Genomic DNA, 24,504 nt, shown 5'->3' on the forward strand with positions numbered 1-24,504 from the left:
TACTTTATCTAGAGGTTTTCCAGCCAAGAACCTCCTCTCTATCAGACTCAAGGTATATTACTCCTTCTCTTCATAGCCTTTTAATTATTATTTTTACTAGCATTATATAGAATAACCTATTTTTTGTCAATATATAACCATATTTATATAGTTAACTAATATCTAGCTATGTAACTTACTAAATGTTTTCCTAATACCTTTATAATTGCAGCTGTGGGCACAGCTATTAATAGTCCTATAATACCAAAAAATCTTCCACCGATTAATAGGACTAAGATTATAAATACTGGGTGAATCCCTACACTTTTCCCTACTATTTTGGGGGCAATAATACCACTTTCTATTTGTTGTATGATGGTAAAGACAATGATAACCCAAAATGCTTTTATTGGGCCATCCATAAGAGCAAAAATAACCCCTGGAATGATTCCTATTACAGGACCGAAATAAGGAATAATATTGGCTATTCCTGCTATAATTCCTACCAAAATAGCAAATTCAACCTTTAGTACTAACATTGAAATTGTGGTTAGAATACCCACAAATGCAGCTACTGTCAATTGTCCTCTAATAAAGCTTCCTAATACTTCATCTATATCCTTAGCTATTTTAATCACATGATTTCTTGATTTCTTAGGAAGTAAAAACATTATGCTCCTCTTGAATTTTTCAGCATCCTTTAAAAAATAGAAGGACAAAATAGGAATAAGTATCAACCCAATAACCTTTGAAAAAATATTTAGAAAAATATTCGTAATGGAGGTTAACGCACCAAAAATTAACCCTTCTATTCTTTGAATATTTAGTTGTAATAAATCTTTTATACCTTCAAACTCTGTTGGGAGGTTTTCAATATTTCTATTATACTTCAAATATAGATCGTGCAAATAATCATAGGTATCATTACTGTATTTAGGCATTACCTCCATAAGTCTCTTTACTTCTTCTGTTATTTTGGGGATTATTGTTAGAGTAAGAATTAAGAAAACAGTAAAGATGGTTAAATAAACAATGAGTACACCCCATAATCGTTTGATCCCTTTTTTACTTAGATAATGTACTAATGGATTTAATATGTAGGCTATAACTATAGCAATAATGAAAGGACCTAATATTTGTAATAATAAACCTCGTATTTTAAACATAAAAACAATAACTAACAGTATTAAAAATACAAAAGTAAATTTTAATATTTGTCTTTTCCCTACATTAATTATGTTTTTTTTCTCTACATATTGATTGCCAATATGAATCAGATAATATACCATAAAACCAAGTAATAATAAAAGTACAAGCTGAATTAAAAAAGTAATAAAGTCTGAAAATCCTGCTCCTTCTGCCATGGAACGAATATTTCTCGTAATAGTCTCAATTGCATTGTTTTCCATTATCCTATCCCCCAATAATTCTCTATGTATATTTATATTATACTCATTATCATCCTATCATAAAAATAAATATTTAAAAACTCAAGAACTCAAGAACTATAAGCATCACCTTGATTATATTAGAGAATTATCTTTAAACATGATATAAAAGCAGCTTAATAGCTGCTTTTATATCAAAACATATTCATTCCACTCATCATATGAGCGGCTGTTGTTATCATTTTTCTTCCACGTTTCATCATTTTTTTCTGCTCTTTTGGACTCATATTAGAAACTGCATACATTCCTACTGTTGCCCCTAGTAGACTACCTGTTATTAATCCAACCATTGTTTCTTTCTTCATGACATCACTCCTTTCAATTTTGAAAGAGTAGCGGGATAAAATAAATGTATCTCAATAATATTTTTTGCTAGTTTAATTTATCTATACCAAGTAATTTTTGCAAACCCCCACCTTGAGGTGAAATAGATTTTATCATTTCTTTATTCACCCTCAAATGATCTTCATGAAATTGAGAGCTATAATCTATAGGTAAAACAGAATACCCTTTTATTATATCATCTAATACACCTTCGCTAATAACTAAGGCTAGTACTTTGCCGCTTTTTATTTCAATTATTGTATCTTTTATAATGCCTATTAAATTGTTTTCATAATCATAAATGGAAAAATCTATTACTTTTACTGGTCTTTGCAATGCTTCTTCTATTTCTGGAATTTGATGTGGTGTAATCATATCTTTTTCAGATAAAATCTTTATACCTTCATCTGAAATATTTCTTATTTTATGATATGGTATAACCTTATGGTGTTTATTAGAGAATCCATATACTCCAACTATTAATCCTAAAACCTTCAATTTCTTTTTTCCATAGATTATATCTTTTATATAATGATTCTGTAGTATGCTTTTCTCATTTGAAATGCCTAAGCCTATTAATTCACTTCTTTTAATCATAATAATCCCTCATTTGTGTATGCTTCATTATGACAATCCATAGACTTATTAAGTCTTATTTTATTTTTGTTCTAACTTAGATAAATAATGTAACCAATACCTAACTTATAAGTCATTGTTTACTATAATTTCTTCTAAAAAAAACTACGTAACTGATGTTATTACGTAGTTATTTTATCTGTTTCACTATAACTCCTCCACCTATAACAGTATCTTTGTTGTAAAATACTACTGATTGTCCAGGTGTTATAGCTCTTAGAGGTTTATCAAAAACTATTCTTACAATATTTTGATTTTCTGCATAAATTGTTGCGGCCTCCGCTTTGGCATTATAGCGAATTTTAACCAATACCTTTTTTCTATCCTCTAAACCTGCAAAAGGTATGAAATTAACTTCATCAGCTAACAATTCCCTTCCTAATACATCATTTTTGTCTCCTAAAACTACCTGGTTACTATCCACTAAAATATCTGTTACAAATACAGGTTTCCCTAAGGCGATTCCCAAACCTTTTCGTTGTCCTACCGTATAATAGATGATGCCTTTATGTTTACCTAAATAGTTCCCTTCTTTATCAACGAAATTTCCTTCAGAGATTTTTCGCCTACTATTTGCTTTGATGAAATCTCCGTAATTGTTATCCGGTACAAAACATATCTCTTGACTATCAGGCTTTGCTGCTACAGGTAAGTCTAATTTTTCTGCAATTCTTCTTATCTCATCTTTATTATAATATCCTAATGGCATTAGTGTATGCTTGAGCTGTAATTGGTTCATGTTATATAATGCATAGGTTTGATCTTTTTCTTCAGTAACAGATTTCTTTAGTAGATATCTTTTGATTGTCTCATCAAATTCTATTTTAGCATAGTGACCAGTAGCTACATAATAACAACCTAGCTCATGAGCTTTTTTCAAAAAGGCTTCAAATTTAATATGTTTGTTACAGGCAATACATGGATTAGGCGTTCTTCCGTTTAAATATTCATCTATAAAATAATCAATTACTTTTTCCTTAAAAATTTCTTTAAAGTTCATTACATAAAAAGGGATATCTAATGAATTTGCTACTCTTCTTGCATCTTCTACTGCTGATAAAGAGCAACAACCACCATCGGAATTTTCATTTTCCTCAGCATTCTGCCAAATTTGCATGGTTACTCCAATGACTTCATAGCCTTGTTGTTTAAGTAAGTAAGCGGCTACAGAACTATCTACTCCTCCACTCATTCCTAAAAGGACTCTATTGTTTTTTTGCAAAGTATCCACCTCCATCTACTTTGTTACTTGTAAAACCCAGCACCCTTGCGTATTTACATATACACTGCGGGCACTGGGTTTTTTCCACCTTGTGTGTCACAAGATTTTCTTCAGTCTAGGTTTTATTAATTATTTCATCAGTCTTAATGAGAATCCTCACAAGTTATGTTATTAACAGTGATCATCTCCATGATCATGATGATCATGCTCTTCATTTGGGTCAAATCCTTCTAATTCTTCGAAGTATAAGTCATTTTTTGTTGCATAATCATAAATAGCAGATTTTACAGCCTGCTCAGCTAAAACAGAACAGTGCATCTTTACTGGCGGCAGTCCATCTAAAGCATCTGCCACTGCACTATTTGTTAACCTTAATGCTTCTTTAATGGTTTTACCTTTTATTATTTCTGTAGCCATACTTGAGGTAGCTATTGCGGAACCACATCCAAAGGTTTTAAATTTTACATCTGTAATTACATCGTTTTCTATTCTTAGATACATTTTCATAATATCCCCACATTTGGGATTGCCCACCTGTCCAACAGCATCAGGATTTTCTATTTCTCCTACATTTCTGGGATTCATGAAATGATCCATTACTTTATCGCTATACACTTTTTGCTTCCCCCTTTACTTTTTCATATAATGGCGACATTTGTCTCAAACGTTCTACAATTGGCGGTAGATGCTGAATTACATAATCTATTTCTTCTTGTGTTGTTAAATCTCCTAGTGATAGTCTTAAGGATCCATGAGCAATTTCATGAGAAAGCCCTATGCCCATCAGTACATGGGAAGGATCTAATGAACCGGATGTACAGGCAGAACCACTAGAACCAGCAATACCAACCATATCTAAACTTAGCAATAATGATTCACCTTCAATAAACTCGAAAGATATGTTAACATTTCCTGGTAATCTTTTAGTCGGATGTCCGTTTAGCCTCGTATAAGGTATTTTCCCCATAAGCTTGTTAATGAGTTGATCTCTATAATTGATTAATTTCTCAGTATGTTCTTCTATATTATTATAGGCAATTTCAGCTGCTTTTCCAAATCCAACAATCCCTGGGAGATTTTCTGTACCTGCCCGGCGTCTCTTTTCTTGGGCTCCCCCATGTAAAAGTGGATGTATTTTTGTGCCTTTTTTTATATATAATGCTCCCACACCTTTAGGCCCATAAATCTTATGGGCTGATATAGATAATAAATCTATGCCCAATATTTCTGGATTAATTTTAAAGCTTCCGTATGCTTGTACTGCGTCTGTGTGTAAAAGAATTGAGTTTTCTTTTGCAATATCAGCTATAGCTTTGATTGGCTGTACTGTACCTATCTCATTGTTGGCATACATAATAGTAATAAGAATGGTATTATTCCTTATAGCCCTTCGTAAATCTTCTAAGTTTATTAATCCATGATGATCTACATCCAAATAAGTTATTTCAAACCCTTCTTTTTCTAATTGTTGGCAGGTATGTAATACCGCATGATGTTCTATTTTAGATGTTATAATATGATTCCCTTTACTTTTTAAAGCATATGCCACTCCTTTAATAGCCCAGTTATCAGCTTCTGAGCCACCACCAGTAAAAAATATTTCATCTGATTTAGCTGCTAAAGTTTTAGCTATTCTATCTCTTGCTAAATCAATTACTTTTTTACTTTCTCTACCAAAAGAGTGAATACTAGATGGATTACCATAATGTTGATTAAAATATGGCAGCATTTCTTCTAGTACTTCTTTTTTTACTGGTGTTGTGGCAGCGTAATCTAGATACACCTTCATGTAATCCTCTCCTTAGTGTTTAATAATGATCATTCATATTAAGATTTTTATATATAAAACATATAGTTTTCTTTGTTTTTTATCTTATTGTAATCCTCTAGCATATCTCCTAGTGTAATAGAATCTATGACATTATTCATACTATCTCTAATCTTTTCCCACACTACTTTTGTAACACAATAATTTGCTTTTTCACAGCTTTTAGGATCATCCTCCATTACACAATCAGAAGGTGCTAAAGGTCCTTCCAATGTTCGAATAATATCTCCAACTGTAATATTTTTAGGCTCAGCAGCTAACATATAACCACCCTGAGCACCTCTTACGCTTTTAACCAAGCCCGCCTTTCTTAATATAGCTATTAACTGTTCTAAGTAATGATCTGATATTTCTTGTCTTTCGGCAATACTCTTTAATGCGATGGGCCCATCTCCATAATGTATAGTTAAATCAAACATGGCTTTTAATCCATATCTTCCTTTAGTAGAAAGTTTCAAAAGTTCACCCTCCTTTAATTCCAAGTAAAATGATTGGAATTCTTTTTTAATTATAGTATACCCAAGTAAATTTGTCAAGATTCCATTTTGTAAAAAGTTTATTTTGTAACAATCATTATAATTTCTCATATAATATATTATTAATACATCTAGAGAGGTGAATTTCTTTATGTTGGATTTAATTCTTTTTTTACTAATAATAACACTTACAGCTATATTTATCTATGTTGTTGCGCCAATACTGAATAGGGCTATTACTAAGACTGATATAGATAAAATACTAATAATTATTAATAGAGTTATATTATATATTAAGCAAACTTCACCTGATCTTGCTGATACTGAGCAAAAGAGATTAACAATTCAGCATACTATTGCAATTTTACAGCATCTAGATATCGTAATAGATAGATCTATTATAGAAGTTTTTGTTGAGTCTGAATACTATTTAATAAATACTAATAAATTTAACCAGCAATTGAATGAATAATAATGTAGTTTAATTTCTAAATTATTACATAAAAAAAAGATAGGCGGTTTACCTATCTAAATACTCTTTTAAAGCTTCATTCCATGGTCTTAGTTTAATACTGGAATTATTATTTAATATGGAATTTTTCGGTCTTATAGCTTTTCTCTGTATTGCTCTTGAAGGAACTGGAAGTATCTTGGCACTAATTTTCTTAATTCTTAAAATTTCTTGAGCTAATTCATACCATGTAGCATAGCTTGAATTTACTAAGTGATATAAGCCATACTCCTCTTGTTTAATTAAGCTATTGATTGCCTCCCCTAAGTCTTTGCCATAAGTGGGACAAATTTTTTGATCTTCTACCACTTTTATTAATGTATTATTATTACTTAAATTAATAATTGATTTAATAAAGTTCTTATTTTTACTTCCAAACAAACAAGATGTTCTGACAATAAAGTATTCTTCCATGTTTTTTTGCACTTCTAACTCTCCTTGATATTTAGACTTTCCGTAAATATTTATTGGATTTGGTAGATCCATTTCATGATATCCATCTTGTTTTGTTCCATCAAAAACATATTCAGTACTAATATATATTAGTTTACTTTTCAAGGTTTCTGCAATAACCGCTATATTCTTTGTACCTTCAGCATTTACTTCAAAGGCAATTTTTTTTTTGGTTTCACACTCATCCACGTCAGTGAAGCCTGCAGCATGAATAATAATACCTGGTCTTATACTTTTTAAAGTATTATAAGATTTGTCTACATCTATAATATCAAAGTTATCTTTACCAAAAGATATAACTTCATCCGCTTCTATAGTCATATTTAATTCATGTCCTAAGCCGCCAGTACCTCCCAAAATACAAACTTTCATTTTTCCCCTGACCTTCAATTGATATCAATCTCTGTTTCTAAATAGTCAGGTTTTCACCTTCCTCTCTATTGAATATCTATTTATTTACAATATGTTAATTTCACTTCATTAATGCATCCTTATTTTGTCATCTACTATTATATGAGTATTCCATATATTACATTGTTAATAATTAGGAGAAATATTTGATATTATCTCGTTACTCCTGTATTATAGTTAACAAGGTTAACATAATATAAAGGAGAGATGGAAATGAATAAACAGAAAACATTAAAGAAAATAGTGGTACCAGTTCTTACAACAGCTTTATTATTCTCAACTGTTGTAGTAGCTAGTGCTAGTACAGGAAACGTAAGCATTAATAATGTACAGATAAGGACATCTTATAATATTACAACTACTACTACTTTTAATAATGGTTTTAGATTTAATATTACTAGATTTCAACAAACACCACAAAACTACAATTTTAATTATAGGCTAATTAATACTACACCAGATAATAATGTGCCATCAAACCCTACTCAGGAAGAGACTCCAGTAGTAGAGCAACCTGTTCAACCAGAACCTGCTCCAGTTCAACCAGAACCTGCTCCAGTTCAACCAGAACCTACACCAGTTCAACCAGAACCTACACCAGTACAGCCACAGCCTACACCGCCTACAGAAAACACATCAAATGCTAGACATGCTTTAACTGCAGCAGAAATTGAAATGGTGGAATATGTTAATCAGGCAAGAAGTCAAGCAGGCCTAAGGCCTTTAGCAATAGATGTTGATTTATCTTATGTAGCAAGAGTAAAATCTAAGGATATGCAAGATAACAACTACTTTTCACATACTTCACCAACCTATGGTTCACCGTTTGATATGATGAGAAACTTTGGTATCCAGTATAGAGCTGCTGCAGAAAATATAGCGATTAATTCTAGTGTTAGAGGTGCTCATAACGCCTTCATGAATTCTGAAGGTCATAGAAATAATATAATGAACCCAAACTTCACTCACATCGGAATAGGAATTGAAAATAGACATTATACACAAATGTTTATTACAAAATAAATAAAACATTATTTGATAGTGTAAAAGAAAAAAGTCTTTCTTTAGAAGATTTAAAGGATGACTTTGTTGAAACCAATTACGTAGATTATAACTTATCCACAATTTGAAGACGTTTATAATTTCTTATTGGCTATAAAAACTGGCTTAGGCAGTTATATATTGCTGACATAGCCACTAAAATTAAAGGAAATCTTTGTTTCATAAAGGATTTCCTTTAATTTTGTTCTATTTAGTCTTATGGTTTTTATTATTTCCTAGTCTTAGATATATTATAGAGCTTTTCCATGATGTCGAAGGGGTTATCTTGTTCCAGTAAATTACCTATAGCGATTGCATTCTCCTTTAGCATACCCTCCTCTGTATTTTTTTCATCTTCTTGTATATTAGCCCCATCATTTTCTTGTTTTTCATCATTTTCTTCAGTACTCTTTTCATTTATTCCTTCGTTTTCTTGTTGGGCTTTATACTTCTTATCGCTTTCTTCTATTTCTATCCTGTGGTCCTCATCCATGATCTTCTTCTCTTCATAATCTCCTTTTTTGTTTGTTATTTGTTCTTCCTCTGTATCAGTTTCATACCCTATATCTAATAGTTTATTATATTTTTGTTCTTTACTGTCTTGAAGGCGAAGGCCTTTTTCATTTTTTCTCTCCAGTTGAGTTTTTTTTTCCTGCCGCAATTGAATAATCATAGTTGCTATGTCCTTTACAGGTGATTTTCCATATGTTGATTTGCAATTTATTGATTGATGTTTCATCCTATAAGTTTCCTCCTTCTCTCTATGCTAGTTTTGAATTATAAGATTTCTTAATTATCAAGAACCTAATTTATTATATATTATGCTACTTCAAATATATAGGTTCGTAGGTTATTATATATAATCAAGTTCCCTGATTTAAAAAGTCATAGCCTTCTACTGTTGTAACCAATACAAAATCTAACAACTACTGAATTTTATACGTAAAAAGAGATGGAGTTTTACATTTTTATAGTACCTTATCATCTAATTTAAATTGCTCTGGAAAAAAGCTTGAGAATGGTGTTAAGCTAAATTCTTCATGAGCATCTTTTTCTTTAAACTCTTCATGATCTGGTGGCTCTGGACAAAATCCAAATCCAGGGATTAATAGTTGTACCCTCCCCACTACCCTCACAATCATAAGTACTCCAACTGAAAATATTACAAACCCTTCTCTTGCCTGTGGTTCTGATAGAGTCTGAGAAGCTGTTTCAATATCAATTTTGAATTTAAATTCTTTCCTTGTTTTTGGTATATATAAAACAATATCATTTGAGATATTTGGTAAGCTTCCTTCTATATCAATCATCCTGCCTGTATCAATATTTTTAACTCTTACATTAAAAGTTATTTTAGTTGAAAATCTTACTCGACTAAAATTAGGTCTGTTATGTATTGATGTAATCAGTAATGTACCCTCTATAATTTCTCCCTGTTGAAAATCTATATCAATAATTTCAAATTGTCCTTCTGACGGCAGGGCTGCTTTTGCTGCTTCAAAGCATTCCTTTTGTTTGCAGTGAGCATACACTTTATCAGCTATAATACTGACTGCCTCAAACTTTTGGAGATGAGTATCGTCTTTAAAGTTGTTTTCCATATCATCCCTCCTCCTTAAAATACAAATATTATCTATCACTATCAGTATATGTGCATGCAAAAATATTGTTACAATTATCCATCACTAAACCCGTTGATTTTCATACAACCATCTATTTAAAAGAGGGTCTACAACGCTTTCTCAAAGTTTTATTTTCCTATAAATATAAAAGGCTTTTTCACAACAGTGTTGTTTTCCCTATAGATTCATTTATTTGTCATTAGCAAAAAAAGCCATCTATCATATTATAAAGTGAGAGTAAATTTTGGAGGTGATATCTATGAAAGCCGTTATTTTGTGCGGCGGCAAAGGTTTAAGAATGAGTGGGGATTCTAGCTTCACTTGTAAACCCTTGGCTAAAATTGGTAATAAACCAATACTATGGCACATCATGGAAGTATATATGCATCATGGCATCCATGATTTTATTCTTTGTTTGGGATATAACGGTGAAGCTATAAAAGAGTATTTCATGAATTTTGATTGGAAGGATCATGACTTTGAGCTAAGCATAAGAAATAACATAAAAGAGATTAAATTTTTTAATCAACTTGATCAGTTGAATATTACCTTTGTTGATACTGGACTAAATACTATGACTGGTGGGAGAATCAAAAGGATACAAAAATATATAGATGAGGATGAATTCATGTTAACCTACGGTGATGGTGTTGCTGATATAAATTTAGATGGTCTAATAAAATTTCATCGAGAAAAAGGAAAATTTGCAACTGTTACTGGGGTAAAAAATAGATCCTCCTATGGAATTATTGATATAAAGGATGGTATTGCCACCAGTTTTCTAGAAAAACCTTTACAGGACGGTTGGATAAATGGAGGCTTTTTTATTCTTAAAAAGGAAATTTTTGATTATATCACTGGTGATGAAACCATATTTGAGAATGAACCCTTGAGAAATTTAGTACAGGATCATCAATTAGCAGTTTATCAGCACGAAGGATTTTGGCAGGGCATTGATACAATCAAAGACTTACAACTGGCTAATAAGGAATGGAATAATAGCAATAGTCAATGGTTTAAGTGGTAGATCAAAGGAGGTGCATGCTGTGGATAGTACATTTATCAATAAAAGAGTCTTAATTACTGGAGCTAGTGGATTTATAGGCTCCCATCTAGTTAGACGAATGCTTGAGGAAAATGCTCAAGTATATATCATTGTACGAGAAACTTCTGATCTATGGAGGATTGAAGAGTTACTTAAGGATATTATCATTTATCCTTCGGATTCAAGAGATGCAGAAAAAATAGATAAATCCGTCAGAACAATAAAGCCTGATTATGTCTTTAATATGGCAGCTTATGGTGTTGATGCACGGCAAAAAGATTATCTTACTGCAGCTAATACCAATATCATAGGTATAATGAATCTTATAAATTCCTTAATTTCTATAGGTTGTAAAAAAATTTTAAATATTGGTACATGTATGGAATATGGAAATAAACAAGAAATCATTAAAGAAGATGCATATTTAGAACCCTTTAACATATATGGCAGCACCAAAGCAGCTGCTACCATGCTGGCACACCAAGTTTCCAGAGAAAACAATTTGGATATTGTTACTTTGAGGGCTTTTGGAGTTTTTGGTGAAAACGAAGGCAGTCATAAGTTTTTTCCTCATATCATCTTATCCATTTTGCGCAATGAAGATGTTAACTTAACTGGTTGTGAGCAATATAGAGATTATTCCTATATTGAAAACATCCTTGACGGCTTTATCTTAGCTGCAAAAAATGAAACTGTTAAAAACGAAATATTCAATATAGGCACTGGCGAAATTCACCCATTGAAATACTATGTAGATAAAGTGTATGAAAAAATGAATGCCGTTAAGAAACCAAATTATGGTGCCATACCCTATAGATCGGGAGAAGTATGGAAGCCCCATCCTGATGTAAATAAAATACGAAAAATATTAGGTTGGAAACCTAAAATAGATTTTGATGAAGGCTTAGATAGAACAATACAATGGTATGAGCAAAACAAGAAAAAATATAAGTAAAATGGGGAGGAATTCTATGACAAAAATCAATTCTATTATTATAGAAGACGTTGAGGCTGTTTATAATGAAATGAAGCACACTTTAAGATTAATTGAGGGAAGCACATGGCTGATCAGTGGCGGTGCCGGATTTCTTGGCAGCTACTTTCTTGATTTGTTGAACTACTGTAATAATAATGTATTCTATAGTCCATGTAAAGTTATTTGTATAGAAAATTATCTTTCAGGCATACCTCAAAGAATTAAGCATTTAGAACACAATAAGCATATTGAAATTATCAACGCTGATATTGTAAAAACAATTGAAGTGTCTTGTGATATAGATTATATCGTTCATGCGGCAAGTATTGCGTCCCCAACCTTTTATCGAAAGTATCCTATTGAAACTATTGAAGCTAATGTGTTGGGATTAAAAAATTTATTAGACTTAGGTAGAATTAAAAATATTAAAAGCTTTTTATCCTTCTCCACAAGTGAAATTTATGGAGGCCCTACTAAAGAAAACATTCCTACTCCAGAGAATTATAACGGTAATGTATCCTGTACTGGACCTCGTGCTTGCTATGATGAATCCAAAAGACTTGGTGAAACCTTGGCAGTAAACTATTATCGACAATATCATTTGCCTGTTAAAATCGTCAGACCCTTTAATATATATGGTCCTGGACTAAAATTGGATGACAAAAGAGTAATACCAGATTTCTGCAGCGATGCACTATATACAAAAAAGATTTCACTGTTTAGTGATGGATTGCCCACAAGAAGTTTTTGTTATGTAAGAGATGCTCTAGCTGGGTTTATGGCCATCCTTCTTTCAGATCATCATGGAGAAGCCTTTAATATAGGAAATGATGAAAGAGAGATTAGTATGATAGATTTAGCAAAATTAATTGCTCAGATGGTAGGTGGTGTTGAGATTGAATATAAGAAAAGTAATGAAGCTGATTATCTTACCGATAACCCTCAAAGAAGATGTCCTGATTTAACTAAGGCCAAATCCTTATTAAATTATGATCCTAAGGTAGGTTTAGAGGAAGGTTTATTAAGGTCTATTAAATGGTATCAAAAGAATTATGGTTTATAAGGAGGAGGATTCTATGAAAATCTCTATCATCGGTACAGGTTATGTGGGGCTGGTTACAGGAATATGCTTGGCTTCTAAGGGGCATAAGGTTATCTGTATTGATAAAAAACAAGAAGTAGTCGATAAAATTAATGCTATGGTCTCCCCTATTTATGAACCTGGGTTGGAGGAACTTTTAATTAAAGCAGTCTCATCAGGAAATCTAATTGCTACAACTAATTTAGAACACTCAGTTTTAAACTCAGAAGTTTCTATCATTGCCGTAGGCACACCTGCTAATAATGATGAAATAGATTTAAGCTATATTGAAAAATCTGTTTGGGAGATAGGATCAGTATTAAAGAATAAAAATTGCTATCATGTTGTTTGTGTAAAAAGCACTGTCGTACCAGCAACGAGTGATACTATAGTGAAAAATCTACTAGAAAAGGCATCGGATAAAATGATAGGTGAAATTGGCCTTGCCATGAACCCTGAGTTTTTAAGGGAAGGAAAGGCTGTGGAGGATTTTATGTATCCCGACAGAATTGTAATTGGTGCCCATGATCATCGCAGCTTTGAAACGATGAAGAATATTTATAAAGACTTTTTCAATGCTCCTATCCTTCATGTAAATTTAAGAACAGCCGAAATGATAAAATATACCTCCAACGCCCTCCTTGCCACTTTAATTTCTTTTTCAAATGAAATTGCAGCCCTATGTGAAAAAACCAAGAATATAGATGTTAAAGAAGTAATGGAATACGTTACCCTCGATAAACGTTTTAATCCTAGGATTGATAAGCAGCTAGTCAATCCAGGAATGAATAATTATTTAAAAGCAGGCTGCGGCTTTGGAGGAAGCTGTTTTCCTAAGGATGTAAAGGCCTTAATTTCCTATAGTAAAGGGTTAGGCTATCAACCACAGATTATTGATGCAACCATTAAAATTAATAAGGAACAGCCCTTAAGACTGATAAAAAGATTGGAAGAAAAACTGATATCATTAAAGGGTAAAAAAATCGTCATTCTTGGTCTTGCTTTTAAACCTGATACAGATGATATTCGAGAATCGCCAGCTATTGCTATAATCAATAGCTTGTTAGAAAAAGGTGCTCTAATTCATGGTGTAGATCCAATTGCTATTGAGAGTATGAAAAAAGTTATTCCAGAGGATAAGAAATCAGTATCCTACACCCCAGATTATGTAACAGCATTAAAAAGTGCTGATGTTGCGATTTTAGTAACTTCATGGCCTGAATTTGCAGCTATTCCACCAGAAGCTTTCAACAAATTGATGAAAACGCCTATAGTATTAGATGGTCGTAGAGTACTAGATAAAAAAGCTTTTGAGGCTGCTGGCGTAGTGTATATGGGTATAGGTTTAGCTTAGCCTATAAATAATCCTAGGAAAGAAGTGGACTCTATGGATAAATTTTGGGAATTCATCAGCATTGATCCCTATGAAGATCAAAGAGGAATGCTGAAAAAAATCGTTATGAAAAGCCAACTGCAGAATAGTGATGAACTTGGGGAGGTATATTTACTATATTCTAATCCTAATAGTGTTAGAGGTAATCATTATCATAAAAAAAGCTTTGAATATTTTACTGTTATCGGCGGAAGAGCAAAAATAGCTTTAAAGGGCTTTCACCAAGATATTAGTGAAGAATTCTATATTACAGCTGATGATAACATTATATTAAAGGTACCTCCTTTCACAATACATGCCTTTAAAAATGAAGGTCCTAATCAATTAATTATCCTTGCTATATCATCAAAGGAATACAGTCCAGCAGATACTGATACCTATATATCAGAAATTCTTTGATGGTTTTTTCTGAAAGCTATAGATAGCTTTTCTATGATGTTTATTGCTATTTATAGCTTCTTTTGTTTTTCAGTTATATTCCTAAACGAACAACTATCTATATTTCACATATACTGTATTAGATGAAAATTTCGCCGTATTTCACTAGGAGGGAGTATTACTATGAAGCATTATTACTGTTCGACCTTTAGTAAAGATTATATTTATAGAGGTATATTATTGTACAATTCTCTTTTAAAATATGATAAAAATTTTCACTTTTTTATAATCTGTTTGCATGATGAAGTGAAGGAACTTATTAAAAAAATGAATTTAGAGAAAGCAACTGCCATAGCTTTATCTGATATTGAACAAGAGGATAAAGACTTACTAAAGGTAAAAAAAACTCGTAATGATAAAGAGTATATTTGGACTTCAAAAGCCTCTGTTATGCTTTATTTGTTAAACAAGTTTAAAGCATTAGAGCATATTGTATGGCTAGATGGAGATACCATTTTTTATTCTGATCCTCAGCCCATATTCGATGAATGGGGAGATCAATACTCTATCATGTTAACTAAAGAAAGATGGAGAAAGGGACATAGGCAGCGCAATTATATCACTGGAATCTATAATACAGGTTTTATGGGCTTTAAAAGGGATAAGTATAGCTTTAATAGTCTTGAATGGTTAAGAAAAAAATTAATTGAATGGTGTTATGATAAACGTGAAAATGGTCTGTGGAGTGATCAATTGTATATAAATAATTGGCACAAAAAATTTCAAAGAGTAGGTATTATAAAAAATATTGGGGTTAACCTTAACCCTTATATTGTTCAAAGGTGTAAGATAAAGAAAAAGGGTGATGCTATTTATGTTAATGGTGAAAAACTAATCTTCTATCACGCCTATGGCTTTAAATATTATGATGGTACTGAGTTTGATCTATGCAGCTATGGATTAAGTTTATCAGATGATGTGATAAAAGAGATTTATTTGCCTTATATATATGCTACTAGAGATATAGTAAAGCAAATTAACAGTGTAGCTAATAATTTTTATAAAGAGGACCGGCCTAAAAACAAGCTTATAAGAAATTATTTTAATCTGAAAATTAACGAAGACATCTACAGAAATCGCTATCAGCTATGTACTTTAACCACTAAAGATTATCTAGTGCAAGCGTTAGCTTTATACAATTCATTGAAGAACGGTCATTCTAAATTTCATCTTTGGATTCTCTGTGTTGATGATATAGCCTATGAACTTCTCAGCAAAATGAATTTAGAAAAAGCTACCCTAGTAAGCTTAGATAATATCAAGAATATAAAAGTTAAAAAAGCTAAGGAGCAAAGAAAGATTCATGAGTTTTGTTGGACTTTAAAAGCTCCCTTTATCTCTTATATCTTAAGCAATAATTACAACCTTTGTTCCGTTCTATATCTTGACTCTGATTTATTCTTTTATAGAGATATAAAAGCTCTATATAAGGATTGGGGCGGGAAATCTGTATACTTAACACAATTACCTATTGGCCCCAAATGGATTAAGAAGGTAGGCCAATATTCAGCAGGTTTAATCGGTTTTAAAAGGGATGTTTTAGGAAAGAAATGCTTAAACTGGTGGCACAAACAATGCTTGGAATGGTGCTATGATATAAACGAGAAAAATAGATGGGGTGATCAAAAATATTTGAATTTTTTCAACAAAATATGCTCAAATATTAAAGTATCTAACCATAAGGGAATAAATCCTGGGCCATGGAACATATGGGATATGAAAAAAGCTTCAAGTGTTTATATGAAGGATGATGGTATATTTTTTAACAAATATCCGTTAATCTGTTACCATTTTAGTGGCTTTAGAGTTTTTAATGAAATGGAATATGAGCTATGCAATCGAAAAAAAATGCCTCAAGCATCACAAATTATCTATGCTGCCTATATCAAAGAAGTAAGTAAAATTATGATGGAAATCAAAAAAATCGACAAAACCTTTATTGATATTATTACTTCTCCTCCTAGCAAGCATAAGCCATTTAATTATTATTCATTACATCATTGAAAATTGAATGTGAAGATTTTAAAGATGAGGGGTGAAGAAATGGATTTACGATGCAAAATGACGCAATATGAAATTTTAATGAAAGATCCTATGGTATCTAAGCATATCCCTCATACTAAATGGTATGACAGGAAAACTCTTATGAATATGATGGATCTATATTCAACTATATATATTAAGCCTTATAATAAGAGTCGAGGAAATGGCATCATCCGGGTAAAGGCAGCTAATAAAAATGAATACATCATCTCATTTGAAACCACCTACAAAAAAGTAGATAAACGCCACCTTGCATTAGAATTAGAGCAAATAATGACTAGACCAAAGCAGTACATTATTCAGCAAGGAATCGATTTAGCAACTTACCAAGAGTGTTCCTTCGATATGAGAATTGTGTTGCAAAAAGTTAACAACATTTGGCGAGTTACCTTAACTTCCGCTAAAGTAGCTAATTCACAAGATGCTATTGTGACAAATGTAGCTAAGGGAGCTAAAGATTATTTGTTACATGATATCCTGCAGCAATATGATCAAAAACAAAATTCAATGACAATTTTCCGAGAAATAATTGATTTTGCCCATCAAATCGCTAGTATCTTAGGTCATAAGCTTCCTTTAAAAATTACTGGCATTGACATCGGTATCGATAAACATGGTAACCTATGGTTTATAGAGTCAAATGCCTTGCCTGCCTGTAAACAGTGTAAGCTTGTAAATGATAAACTATCTATCAAAAAGTATGAAGATGCTAATAGACTAATTGGAAACAGATCAAGAAACAAAAGAAGTAAGAAATAGTCATAAAAATATAAGACAAAAAGAATGGGAGCACCTGATAAGAAGTGCTCCTACTATTTTTATATTAATTCTATCAAAATTCTGCCAATGCCTTGGCATACTCAAAAGGAGTAGAAAGTATCTTCGGCAATACTTGTTTTTCATCTTCTGTTCTATTGGCTTTTTTCAATGCAGCATAATTTAATTGAATTTCTAGAATCCAAATCTTGAGATTTTTATCTATGATTAAGTCAATGGCAGTGTCTCCGATATGATAGTTATGGTTTTCTATGATTTTTAAGGCTTTAATGCAAAGTTCAGCTGCTTCAGTCATTAAAGCATCTACTTTATCATCATTTAAAGAGAAAATTTCTTTTAGTGCTATTTCACCAGGAATTATTTTGGCCCTGTTTCTTGAGTTGGAAATGATGCTTCCAGCCTTTGCGATTTTTGTCTCCATTCCTGAGAATACCCATGTTTTAGAACGATTTTTTTGAATATATATCCTAAAGTCTGCTTTATTTCTTCCATATTGTAAGGGAATTGCTTTTTGAATTAAGTATTTTGTATCTTTGCATAACTTTTTCTTTAAAGCTTTTTCTAAATTGGCTTTGGTTTTCAGAGGAATAGAATGACTAAATTCATCCTTAAGTATATACCAATTCTTGAATTTTTTTAAATGAAAAATTCCTCTTCCTCTAGATTTATTAAAGGGCTTTAAATAGACTTCATCATTTATCTCCATTATGTCAAGTAAATTTTTTATATTTGTATATACTTCTGTTTCAGGCAAATGATGCATCAATTCAGGTACTCTAGATAAGATTTTCCATAGAGTCAGTTTATCTACATTAAAGGGGTAGTTAAAAATTTTATTGCCAATATGTTTATTAAAATCTTCAAATACTCCCCTGCTTATATGCTTTCTGACATAAACTGCTCCCGGATAAGGAAAAACACCTTCAACAAATGACTTGGTTTCATCGTTATAATAGTAGCCCTTTATGGTTTGATTATTTCTATTAATTCCCTTTTCTTGAAAAATATATATAAGTCCTTTAATTATACTATATTTTGTAAAATATAGTTTCATATGACTCTGGAATCTACAATTATAGGCGGTAAGGTAACCAATTACAGGCCCTAGATACAGGTGATTATCTCGAAAGTAAGATTCATAAAGTACAGGGGGAATGTATATTTCTTCCGTAACCATGTGGGGAACTTTGATATTTGATGCTTGTAATTGATTGTCTACCTTGATTTTTAGTTCTTTTTGTAAAGATCCAAAATGTAGTATAATTTTTTCTGATTTAATATTATTTTTTTTCAAATCAAGTTCCTTTATATGAATTGAATCTTGCTCTATATCTTTATCTATTTTAATTGCGCACATAAATTTCCCCCTCATCATTATCAGCCTTGGTCTAGCCTTTTTTTGTAACTACTTTATGAGCTTTATGGTTTTCTATTTTGGATACATTAGATTATAGATGTTATTTACTTCTCTTTCATTATCGCTAATCTGTGTATCAATTTTACTATTTATATCAATTCTGCTATTTATATTATTTTTATGATGTGTATTATGTGTTTTATTTGTATTATTTGTATTATTTGTGGTATCTGCCTTCTTTCTATTTCGAGATTTTTCTTGCCTTTTATGATCCTTTCTCTCCTTTATAGCTCTGTATTTTGGGATGAAATTTGGTGGTAATACAATATTTGAACTATAAGGTGTTGGTCTTATAAACTGATGCACAGGACCTTGCCCTGAATATTTCTTGATAAAGGGTAAGTGCTGATGTATATATTCTTGAGTTGAATCCTGTTTCACTGTTAATGGTACGTATATTTTTTTTGATTTACCTGCAGACTTTTTTCTTCTACCCCTTTTATCATTAGCTTTATTGTTTTCATCTGTCGACTTAATTGGATCTTGTTGCTGAATTGATTTTGTTGGTGACTCTTCCTTTATATTTTGAAGCTTTTCTACTGCTTCTTTATAAGATTCCTTCAAAGAATCTAGTTCGCTTTCACAGCATTCTAATTTAGAAACAATTTTCTCTGTTTCTTCTTGCTCCTTAGGTAGTAACTCCCTACAGTGATTTCTTTCTTTTAGTTTATCTAAAAACTTTAGAGTATGATCTTTCTCTATATTAGATGGCTTGTAACCCAGTTCATCAATGATACTTCTTATTAAAATATCTCCAAAGCTAATTATAAATTTTTCTGATAATGTAGACTTTGAAATTTCTAAAACCAAGGTTGGTGTAGAATTACCGAATATATAAGTCCAGTATTTGGTGCCCCATAATTTATTCCAGGTATCCGCCATTTTAAAGCTAACTTTATTCTCTAAAAAATTTAATTGCTTAAGTATGTTCTTTGATACAGAAATGCTTGTACTTTGAATGTTAAATGGCAGATATACTGTAAGGTCCGTTTGCTGTGCTACAGATGAAAATGTTATAATCATTTGAGCATCAAGGTGCTCTAATGTAGTTTTATCAGTAAGACTTTCATCACTTATTACTGTTGCTCCTTCATAGTGGAGTGAGCTTTCAAGTGATTTAATTAATGTCTTTAATTCGCTTTGCTGAGTTAAAGGCTTTAATATGATAGTCTTATCCAATAACGAAGGAAACAAAATGATATTTTCACCATCTATACTATGTTTAATATCCTCTGCATTGAAAATCTCTATTAACAAGCCTATATCAGCATCATTGAATTCTAAAATACTTTGTTTATTCCATATTATACTGCCCATGACTTTCCCACCTTTAAATAGTATTCTTCTATATCATATGCTTGAGAAACAGAATTGTGTTTACTGATGGAGGATTTTATTAAAGGTGGCTTTATTGGGAAGTTTCAGTCAGAGCCTTATATTTACTATCTTTATTTTAATCCTTAACCAGTTACAGAGAAAGGATCTCTTGTGATTTGTATCATAAGAGATCCTTTTTCTGTAATCCTACCCGGGTTGGCACAGAGACCAGCCCCTACGATGTAGAGTATTTACTGCAAAATATATATTTGAATGTATCCTCAATAATCTAAGAATTTATTGTATAAATAGCTGTGTTACAACAATACCATATTGATCTGTAGAAATGCCTAATCCAATATGGGTAAATGATGGACTTAAAATGTTATTTCTGTGGCCTTCACTTGCCATTAATAACATATGGGCTCTTTGGACATCCCTTGCCTTGGCAAGATTCTCTCCAGCTTGTCTATAAGAAATACCCTCGTTGCTGATCATTTGAAAAAATGACCCATAGGTTGGTGAATTATGAGCAAAATAATTGTTTTGAATTATATCCTGTGTTTTTAGTTTAGCAACCCCTGCAAGTTTATTATGCCATTGTAGTGGAGCAAGGCCTCTTTTGCTTCTTTCCTTATTTACCAAATCCAGCATCATACTTTCCATGCTAGACATATTATTTTGAACATTTGATGGTATAGTAGGCTGTGTTGTTACTGGTGCTGAATTGTTGACGTTATTGTTAGTATTATGGATGTTATTGTTTTCAGGGACATGATTATTTAGTGAAGTGGATTGATTCGTACGCAAGCTGCGAATCAAATCAGATGTAGATTGGTTATTGGATTGAATTGGGGTATTTGAAGGGGTATTTGAAGGTGAATTTTGTTGTTGCTGAGGCTGTGTATTTGTAGGTTGAACTGTAGTAGTTGATTGACTTTGCTGCTGCAATAATCTTTGAGCTCCCCACGATGCATGCGCCAATGTGGTGCTCTGAATAAGAAATAAACCTACTAATAGGAATATAGATGTCTTTTTCAATATATTCTTCAATGTTCTTCCTCCTTTAGAAATTAATAGTCTTAATATCTCACTATAACTATTATAGTTTACATAATGTTTGATTGCAAAGGATAAATCTGGTATTCTCCTATTCTCTATTCTCTTAATGCTGTCTTTCACATCATCTTCTTTAAAACACAAAAACATCTTTTAGTGTGTAACTATTGATTATAGGTTTTAATATACTGAAAGTATATACATCAAAATAGGAAGAGGTGAAGAAGCTTTGAAGCCAAAGCAAAGGATGTATATTGATGCAAGAAATGAAAAATTTCAGCTAGGAAATGTACAACAGATAATCTATGTCATCGATAGTGCTGATGAAGATCCTATCAAAAGAAAAATATACGATGCTGTCGGCCCCTATGTATTAAAAATCGAAGTTGTTCCTGCTAATAAAAAAGTAATTATAAGCTATTATGAAAAAAAGATTAGTCCTTCCTTTATGGAGTATCGATTTGAAATAAAGGGTTTAATTTTTAAGAGAAATAATGATTATATATTCGGTTTTAAATAGCAGGATTGTGTAAGGAGGTATGTTATTTGTCTATTCATAATAAAATCCGACAATTAGAAAAACAGAGCAGTGTGACAATACGATTGCTAGTTAAGGATATGCTGACAACAGAGGATTATAATATCATTGTTGATACATTGAAAAGATACAAAGGCATCCATAGTATAGCGCCCTTTACTAATAAAGCTATTCTTACAATCAATTATTCTCCATCAATCCTTAGTTCACATGCTATAGACTATATCATTAGTGGATTAGGCTATAATCAAAACCCACAAAAAAAAGAAGTTTATCAATATCAGTCTCGAAAAAAAGGTGGCTGATGTGCTAATAAAGACCGCAGGTAGGCTGCCTGTATATCGTGATCTATGTAAGGAGGATTTGTATGAGTCAATATAAATGCCAGTTTAAAGAAGTGGCTGAAAAACAACAGAAAAATATGTTTCACCCTTCAGTTCCACCAAAGTATGATGCCTTACTAAAAGAATATCAGGAGAATCTTGCTACTAACGCAGTCATCACGCTCTCCATGACAATTTTAAATCTCAAAACTAAGGAGGATTATGAAAGTATAGCAGTAGTATTGAGAAGTATTGAGGGTGTAAAAGATATAGGTGCATTTCAAGAGAAAAAAATATCCGTAAGCTATAATCAGCATCAGACTAGTTTAGAGGATATTGTTTATCAGATATCAAGGCTAGGCTACAGATATATTAACCGTTTCTGAAAAAAATGTTAAGGCCGGAGGCTTTAAAACAAAAAGTTTAATATATCACTCAACTTGTAACACTTAGATGTGCTGATTAATAGAATATATTAGAAGTTAAAATCTGTTTAACTTTATTGCAGAAAATATAAAGGAGGAAGATAAAATATGTCAGAAGTTAATAAAGAGCAAGCTCAAGCTGAAGTTTCTAATCAACCTGGTTTTACTCCACCTGCACCATCACCAGTTCAACCTGGTCAATGTCCTATCAACCCAAGAACAGGACTTCCACAGTGTCCGCCACCTGACCGTATTGAATGTATCGTTGTAGACAAGGTATATGACAGCTGTTTCCAAGTGGATACTATTAGCAGAGACTTATTTACTGATGAATTTGAATTTGGAACAGGACTTGAACTAGGAGATGCAGTTTTATGTGGTTTAACGGAAGGAGCAGAAATTACATGTACAGAAATCAATCGTACAGCTGTAGGAGATGGTTTTTTTACAATAACACTGTCAATAAGTGTACCAGTTACTCTTACTAATCCTGAAGCAACAAATGGAGAGCCTAATGAGATAAATAGAGTTTTTACCTTTATTAAAACAGTAACTCTTTGTGCTCCCGAAGGTGTTGATCCAGATTGTAGCGAAAGTACTTTGTTATTCTGTAACTGTGTTGTTACAAATATAAATGACTTCGAAGAAGAAGCCGGAGATGCTGAATATACAATTTCTTGTGAAATTCAAGTCTGCTTAGTAATTAAGACTATCCTTAGAGTACAATTATTAGTTCCTAGCTATGGTTTCTGTGTGCCTGCACCATGTGTTACACTGCCAGGAGTTTGCCCTCCATTACCACCAGAGCAATGCTTCTAATCTTACTATAAAAAGAGTCATCACGGGATGGCTCTTTTTTCTTAAATAGAGATGGGCTAGACAAAGGGTGCTAATGCATCAATAAATTCTTTAGCAGAATGAAATCTATCCTCATTATTTTTGTTGAAGGTTTTTAAGATAACTGATTTTAATTTTGGGTCTTTAAATTTTACCTTTTCTATTTCTTCTGGTACAGTTCCATGCATAAGGTATATATACATCATAGCAGCATGCCATATATCTTTTTGTATTGATTCCTTATCTTTAATTGTACCTGCCATATTAAAATCAATTATTTTGATTCTTATTTTTTTGTTGTTAATCATCATTATATTTTCTGGTTTAGTATCCCAATGATAATATTCACTTTTATGAAGTTGATGAAGGCCCTTCAGTATCTGGATAAGTATTTCAATACTATCTTTATCTTCATATATTTTCCCATGACCATTGAAATGTCCTCCTAGTTTTTTCCCTCTAATATATTCCATAACAATATAAGCTTTATTATTCTTTATATAAAAATCATATAGCACTGGTAAATATTTAGATTGCCCATATTTTTTCATAACCTTGACTTCTCGATAAGCGCTATTTAATCTTGATGTTACTTTTATAGCTACTGTCTTTTTCTTAACTGTATCATAGCCGCGGTATACAGTTCCGTGACAACCCTTTCCTATGGGTTTTGTGGTTACCCTATATTTATCAAGTTTAAAGTATTTCATTATTTATCTCTCCTTAATTAAGGGAATCGATTATTATTTGTTACAGCTCCCCATGATGGCTTTGATTATTTCACCCATGTCCATCTACCTTTCCTAGTTTAAGGTATGCATGTATCTCTATATTGACACAGGAAATAATCTCTATAACAAAAATATTGTTATTTTGATACTACA

General features: G+C 31.9%; 27 protein-coding genes and 1 other annotated feature (1 of these 28 only partly in view). Of the genes, 13 read left to right on the top strand and 14 right to left on the bottom strand.

All coding sequences use genetic code 11. The annotated features are described in order from the left end of the window. Positions 1-83, bottom strand: a binding site (T-box leader); it reaches 146 nt to the left of the window's first position. A gap of 72 nt (positions 84-155) precedes the next feature. The 7 genes from BMX10_RS01925 to BMX10_RS01950 all read right to left on the bottom strand — a co-directional run bounded on the left by BMX10_RS01925 (position 156) and on the right by BMX10_RS01950 (position 5,895). After that, positions 156-1,388, bottom strand: a complete 1,233-nt coding sequence (locus tag BMX10_RS01925; RefSeq protein ID WP_090438446.1) for an AI-2E family transporter — start codon at positions 1,386-1,388, stop codon at positions 156-158. A 173-nt stretch (positions 1,389-1,561) separates the two neighbouring features. Next, positions 1,562-1,732 (bottom strand): hypothetical protein, encoded by a 171-nt coding sequence (locus BMX10_RS17880; RefSeq protein WP_170834633.1) that lies wholly within the window; start codon positions 1,730-1,732, stop codon positions 1,562-1,564. A gap of 67 nt (positions 1,733-1,799) precedes the next feature. Then, on the bottom strand, positions 1,800-2,348 hold the full coding sequence (locus BMX10_RS01930; RefSeq protein WP_090438449.1) for a PRC-barrel domain-containing protein: 549 nt from the start codon (positions 2,346-2,348) through the stop codon (positions 1,800-1,802). A gap of 169 nt (positions 2,349-2,517) precedes the next feature. Continuing rightward, positions 2,518-3,624 carry a tRNA 2-thiouridine(34) synthase MnmA gene (gene mnmA / locus BMX10_RS01935; protein ID WP_090438452.1) on the bottom strand — a complete coding sequence of 369 codons (1,107 nt, stop codon included), beginning with the start codon at positions 3,622-3,624 and terminating at the stop codon, positions 2,518-2,520. 156 nt (positions 3,625-3,780) lie between these two features. Continuing rightward, positions 3,781-4,206 carry a Fe-S cluster assembly scaffold protein NifU gene (gene nifU, locus BMX10_RS01940; protein WP_170834650.1) on the bottom strand — a complete coding sequence of 142 codons (426 nt, stop codon included), beginning with the start codon at positions 4,204-4,206 and terminating at the stop codon, positions 3,781-3,783. 10 nt (positions 4,207-4,216) lie between these two features. Next, positions 4,217-5,398, bottom strand: a complete 1,182-nt coding sequence (nifS, locus tag BMX10_RS01945) for a cysteine desulfurase NifS (RefSeq protein ID WP_090438457.1) — start codon at positions 5,396-5,398, stop codon at positions 4,217-4,219. Positions 5,399-5,445: 47 nt separating this feature from the next. After that, positions 5,446-5,895, bottom strand: a complete 450-nt coding sequence (locus BMX10_RS01950) for an RrF2 family transcriptional regulator (RefSeq protein WP_090438460.1) — start codon at positions 5,893-5,895, stop codon at positions 5,446-5,448. Between the two features lie 169 nt (positions 5,896-6,064). On the opposite strand from BMX10_RS01950, the gene BMX10_RS01955 reads away from it, so the two are divergent. Continuing rightward, the gene (locus tag BMX10_RS01955; protein ID WP_090438463.1) at positions 6,065-6,385 is read left to right on the top strand and encodes a hypothetical protein; all 321 of its coding nucleotides are present in this window, start codon (positions 6,065-6,067) and stop codon (positions 6,383-6,385) included. Between the two features lie 48 nt (positions 6,386-6,433). Here BMX10_RS01955 and rfbD read toward each other — a convergent pair whose 3' ends face one another. Further along, complete coding sequence (gene rfbD, locus BMX10_RS01960) at positions 6,434-7,249, bottom strand: dTDP-4-dehydrorhamnose reductase (protein ID WP_090438467.1); 816 nt, start codon at positions 7,247-7,249, stop codon at positions 6,434-6,436. 252 nt (positions 7,250-7,501) lie between these two features. On the opposite strand from rfbD, the gene BMX10_RS01965 reads away from it, so the two are divergent. After that, the gene (locus tag BMX10_RS01965; protein WP_090438470.1) at positions 7,502-8,311 is read left to right on the top strand and encodes a CAP domain-containing protein; all 810 of its coding nucleotides are present in this window, start codon (positions 7,502-7,504) and stop codon (positions 8,309-8,311) included. 247 nt (positions 8,312-8,558) lie between these two features. On the opposite strand, the gene BMX10_RS01970 is transcribed toward BMX10_RS01965, so the two are convergent. Together BMX10_RS01970 and BMX10_RS01975 are read right to left on the bottom strand one after the other, a co-directional pair. Next, positions 8,559-9,068 carry a hypothetical protein gene (locus BMX10_RS01970; protein ID WP_090438473.1) on the bottom strand — a complete coding sequence of 170 codons (510 nt, stop codon included), beginning with the start codon at positions 9,066-9,068 and terminating at the stop codon, positions 8,559-8,561. Positions 9,069-9,297: 229 nt separating this feature from the next. Further along, positions 9,298-9,930 (bottom strand): hypothetical protein, encoded by a 633-nt coding sequence (locus BMX10_RS01975; protein ID WP_090438476.1) that lies wholly within the window; start codon positions 9,928-9,930, stop codon positions 9,298-9,300. Between the two features lie 280 nt (positions 9,931-10,210). On the opposite strand from BMX10_RS01975, the gene rfbF reads away from it, so the two are divergent. The 7 genes from rfbF (at position 10,211) to BMX10_RS02010 (ending at position 17,686) form a co-directional block, all read left to right on the top strand. Then, positions 10,211-10,978 carry a glucose-1-phosphate cytidylyltransferase gene (gene rfbF, locus BMX10_RS01980; RefSeq protein WP_090438479.1) on the top strand — a complete coding sequence of 256 codons (768 nt, stop codon included), beginning with the start codon at positions 10,211-10,213 and terminating at the stop codon, positions 10,976-10,978. Positions 10,979-10,997: 19 nt separating this feature from the next. Beyond that, positions 10,998-11,951 carry an NAD-dependent epimerase/dehydratase family protein gene (locus BMX10_RS01985; protein ID WP_090438482.1) on the top strand — a complete coding sequence of 318 codons (954 nt, stop codon included), beginning with the start codon at positions 10,998-11,000 and terminating at the stop codon, positions 11,949-11,951. Between the two features lie 16 nt (positions 11,952-11,967). Beyond that, positions 11,968-13,035, top strand: coding sequence for an NAD-dependent epimerase/dehydratase family protein (locus BMX10_RS01990; RefSeq protein WP_090438485.1), 1,068 nt, complete (start codon positions 11,968-11,970; stop codon positions 13,033-13,035). Positions 13,036-13,048: 13 nt separating this feature from the next. Further along, on the top strand, positions 13,049-14,407 hold the full coding sequence (locus tag BMX10_RS01995; RefSeq protein WP_090438487.1) for a UDP-glucose dehydrogenase family protein: 1,359 nt from the start codon (positions 13,049-13,051) through the stop codon (positions 14,405-14,407). Between the two features lie 33 nt (positions 14,408-14,440). Beyond that, positions 14,441-14,845 (top strand): polysaccharide biosynthesis C-terminal domain-containing protein, encoded by a 405-nt coding sequence (locus tag BMX10_RS02000; protein ID WP_090438489.1) that lies wholly within the window; start codon positions 14,441-14,443, stop codon positions 14,843-14,845. 162 nt (positions 14,846-15,007) lie between these two features. Next, a complete protein-coding gene (locus BMX10_RS02005) occupies positions 15,008-16,888 on the top strand; it encodes a glycosyltransferase (protein ID WP_090438492.1) in 1,881 nt (626 codons plus the stop codon). 39 nt (positions 16,889-16,927) lie between these two features. After that, positions 16,928-17,686: a YheC/YheD family protein gene (locus BMX10_RS02010; protein WP_170834634.1), complete on the top strand. Its 759-nt coding sequence runs from the start codon at positions 16,928-16,930 to the stop codon at positions 17,684-17,686. A 73-nt stretch (positions 17,687-17,759) separates the two neighbouring features. Here the strand turns inward: BMX10_RS02010 and BMX10_RS02015 are convergent, their stop codons facing one another. The 3 genes from BMX10_RS02015 to BMX10_RS02020 form a co-directional block, all read right to left on the bottom strand. Further along, positions 17,760-19,061, bottom strand: a complete 1,302-nt coding sequence (locus BMX10_RS02015) for a YheC/YheD family endospore coat-associated protein (protein WP_170834635.1) — start codon at positions 19,059-19,061, stop codon at positions 17,760-17,762. 72 nt (positions 19,062-19,133) lie between these two features. Then, positions 19,134-20,438, bottom strand: coding sequence for a hypothetical protein (locus tag BMX10_RS17710; RefSeq protein ID WP_139176363.1), 1,305 nt, complete (start codon positions 20,436-20,438; stop codon positions 19,134-19,136). Positions 20,439-20,735: 297 nt separating this feature from the next. Next, complete coding sequence (locus BMX10_RS02020) at positions 20,736-21,491, bottom strand: CAP domain-containing protein (RefSeq protein WP_170834636.1); 756 nt, start codon at positions 21,489-21,491, stop codon at positions 20,736-20,738. Between the two features lie 235 nt (positions 21,492-21,726). Here BMX10_RS02020 and BMX10_RS02025 point away from each other — a divergent pair, with 235 nt between their 5' ends. The 4 genes from BMX10_RS02025 to BMX10_RS02040 all read left to right on the top strand — a co-directional run bounded on the left by BMX10_RS02025 (position 21,727) and on the right by BMX10_RS02040 (position 23,602). After that, a complete protein-coding gene (locus BMX10_RS02025) occupies positions 21,727-22,017 on the top strand; it encodes a hypothetical protein (RefSeq protein ID WP_090438504.1) in 291 nt (96 codons plus the stop codon). Between the two features lie 26 nt (positions 22,018-22,043). Further along, a complete protein-coding gene (locus BMX10_RS02030; RefSeq protein WP_090438507.1) occupies positions 22,044-22,340 on the top strand; it encodes a hypothetical protein in 297 nt (98 codons plus the stop codon). Positions 22,341-22,402: 62 nt separating this feature from the next. Further along, entirely contained in the window at positions 22,403-22,744 is a 342-nt protein-coding gene (locus BMX10_RS02035; RefSeq protein ID WP_090438510.1) for a heavy-metal-associated domain-containing protein, read from the top strand. A 147-nt stretch (positions 22,745-22,891) separates the two neighbouring features. Then, positions 22,892-23,602, top strand: coding sequence for a hypothetical protein (locus BMX10_RS02040; protein WP_244272602.1), 711 nt, complete (start codon positions 22,892-22,894; stop codon positions 23,600-23,602). 56 nt (positions 23,603-23,658) lie between these two features. On the opposite strand, the gene BMX10_RS02045 is transcribed toward BMX10_RS02040, so the two are convergent. Further along, positions 23,659-24,330 (bottom strand): protein kinase domain-containing protein, encoded by a 672-nt coding sequence (locus tag BMX10_RS02045; protein ID WP_090438513.1) that lies wholly within the window; start codon positions 24,328-24,330, stop codon positions 23,659-23,661. Between the last annotated feature and the right edge of the window lie 174 nt (positions 24,331-24,504).

Source organism: Natronincola peptidivorans, from assembly GCF_900111615.1.
Classification (GTDB): Bacteria; Bacillota; Clostridia; order Peptostreptococcales; family Natronincolaceae; genus Natronincola_A; species Natronincola_A peptidivorans.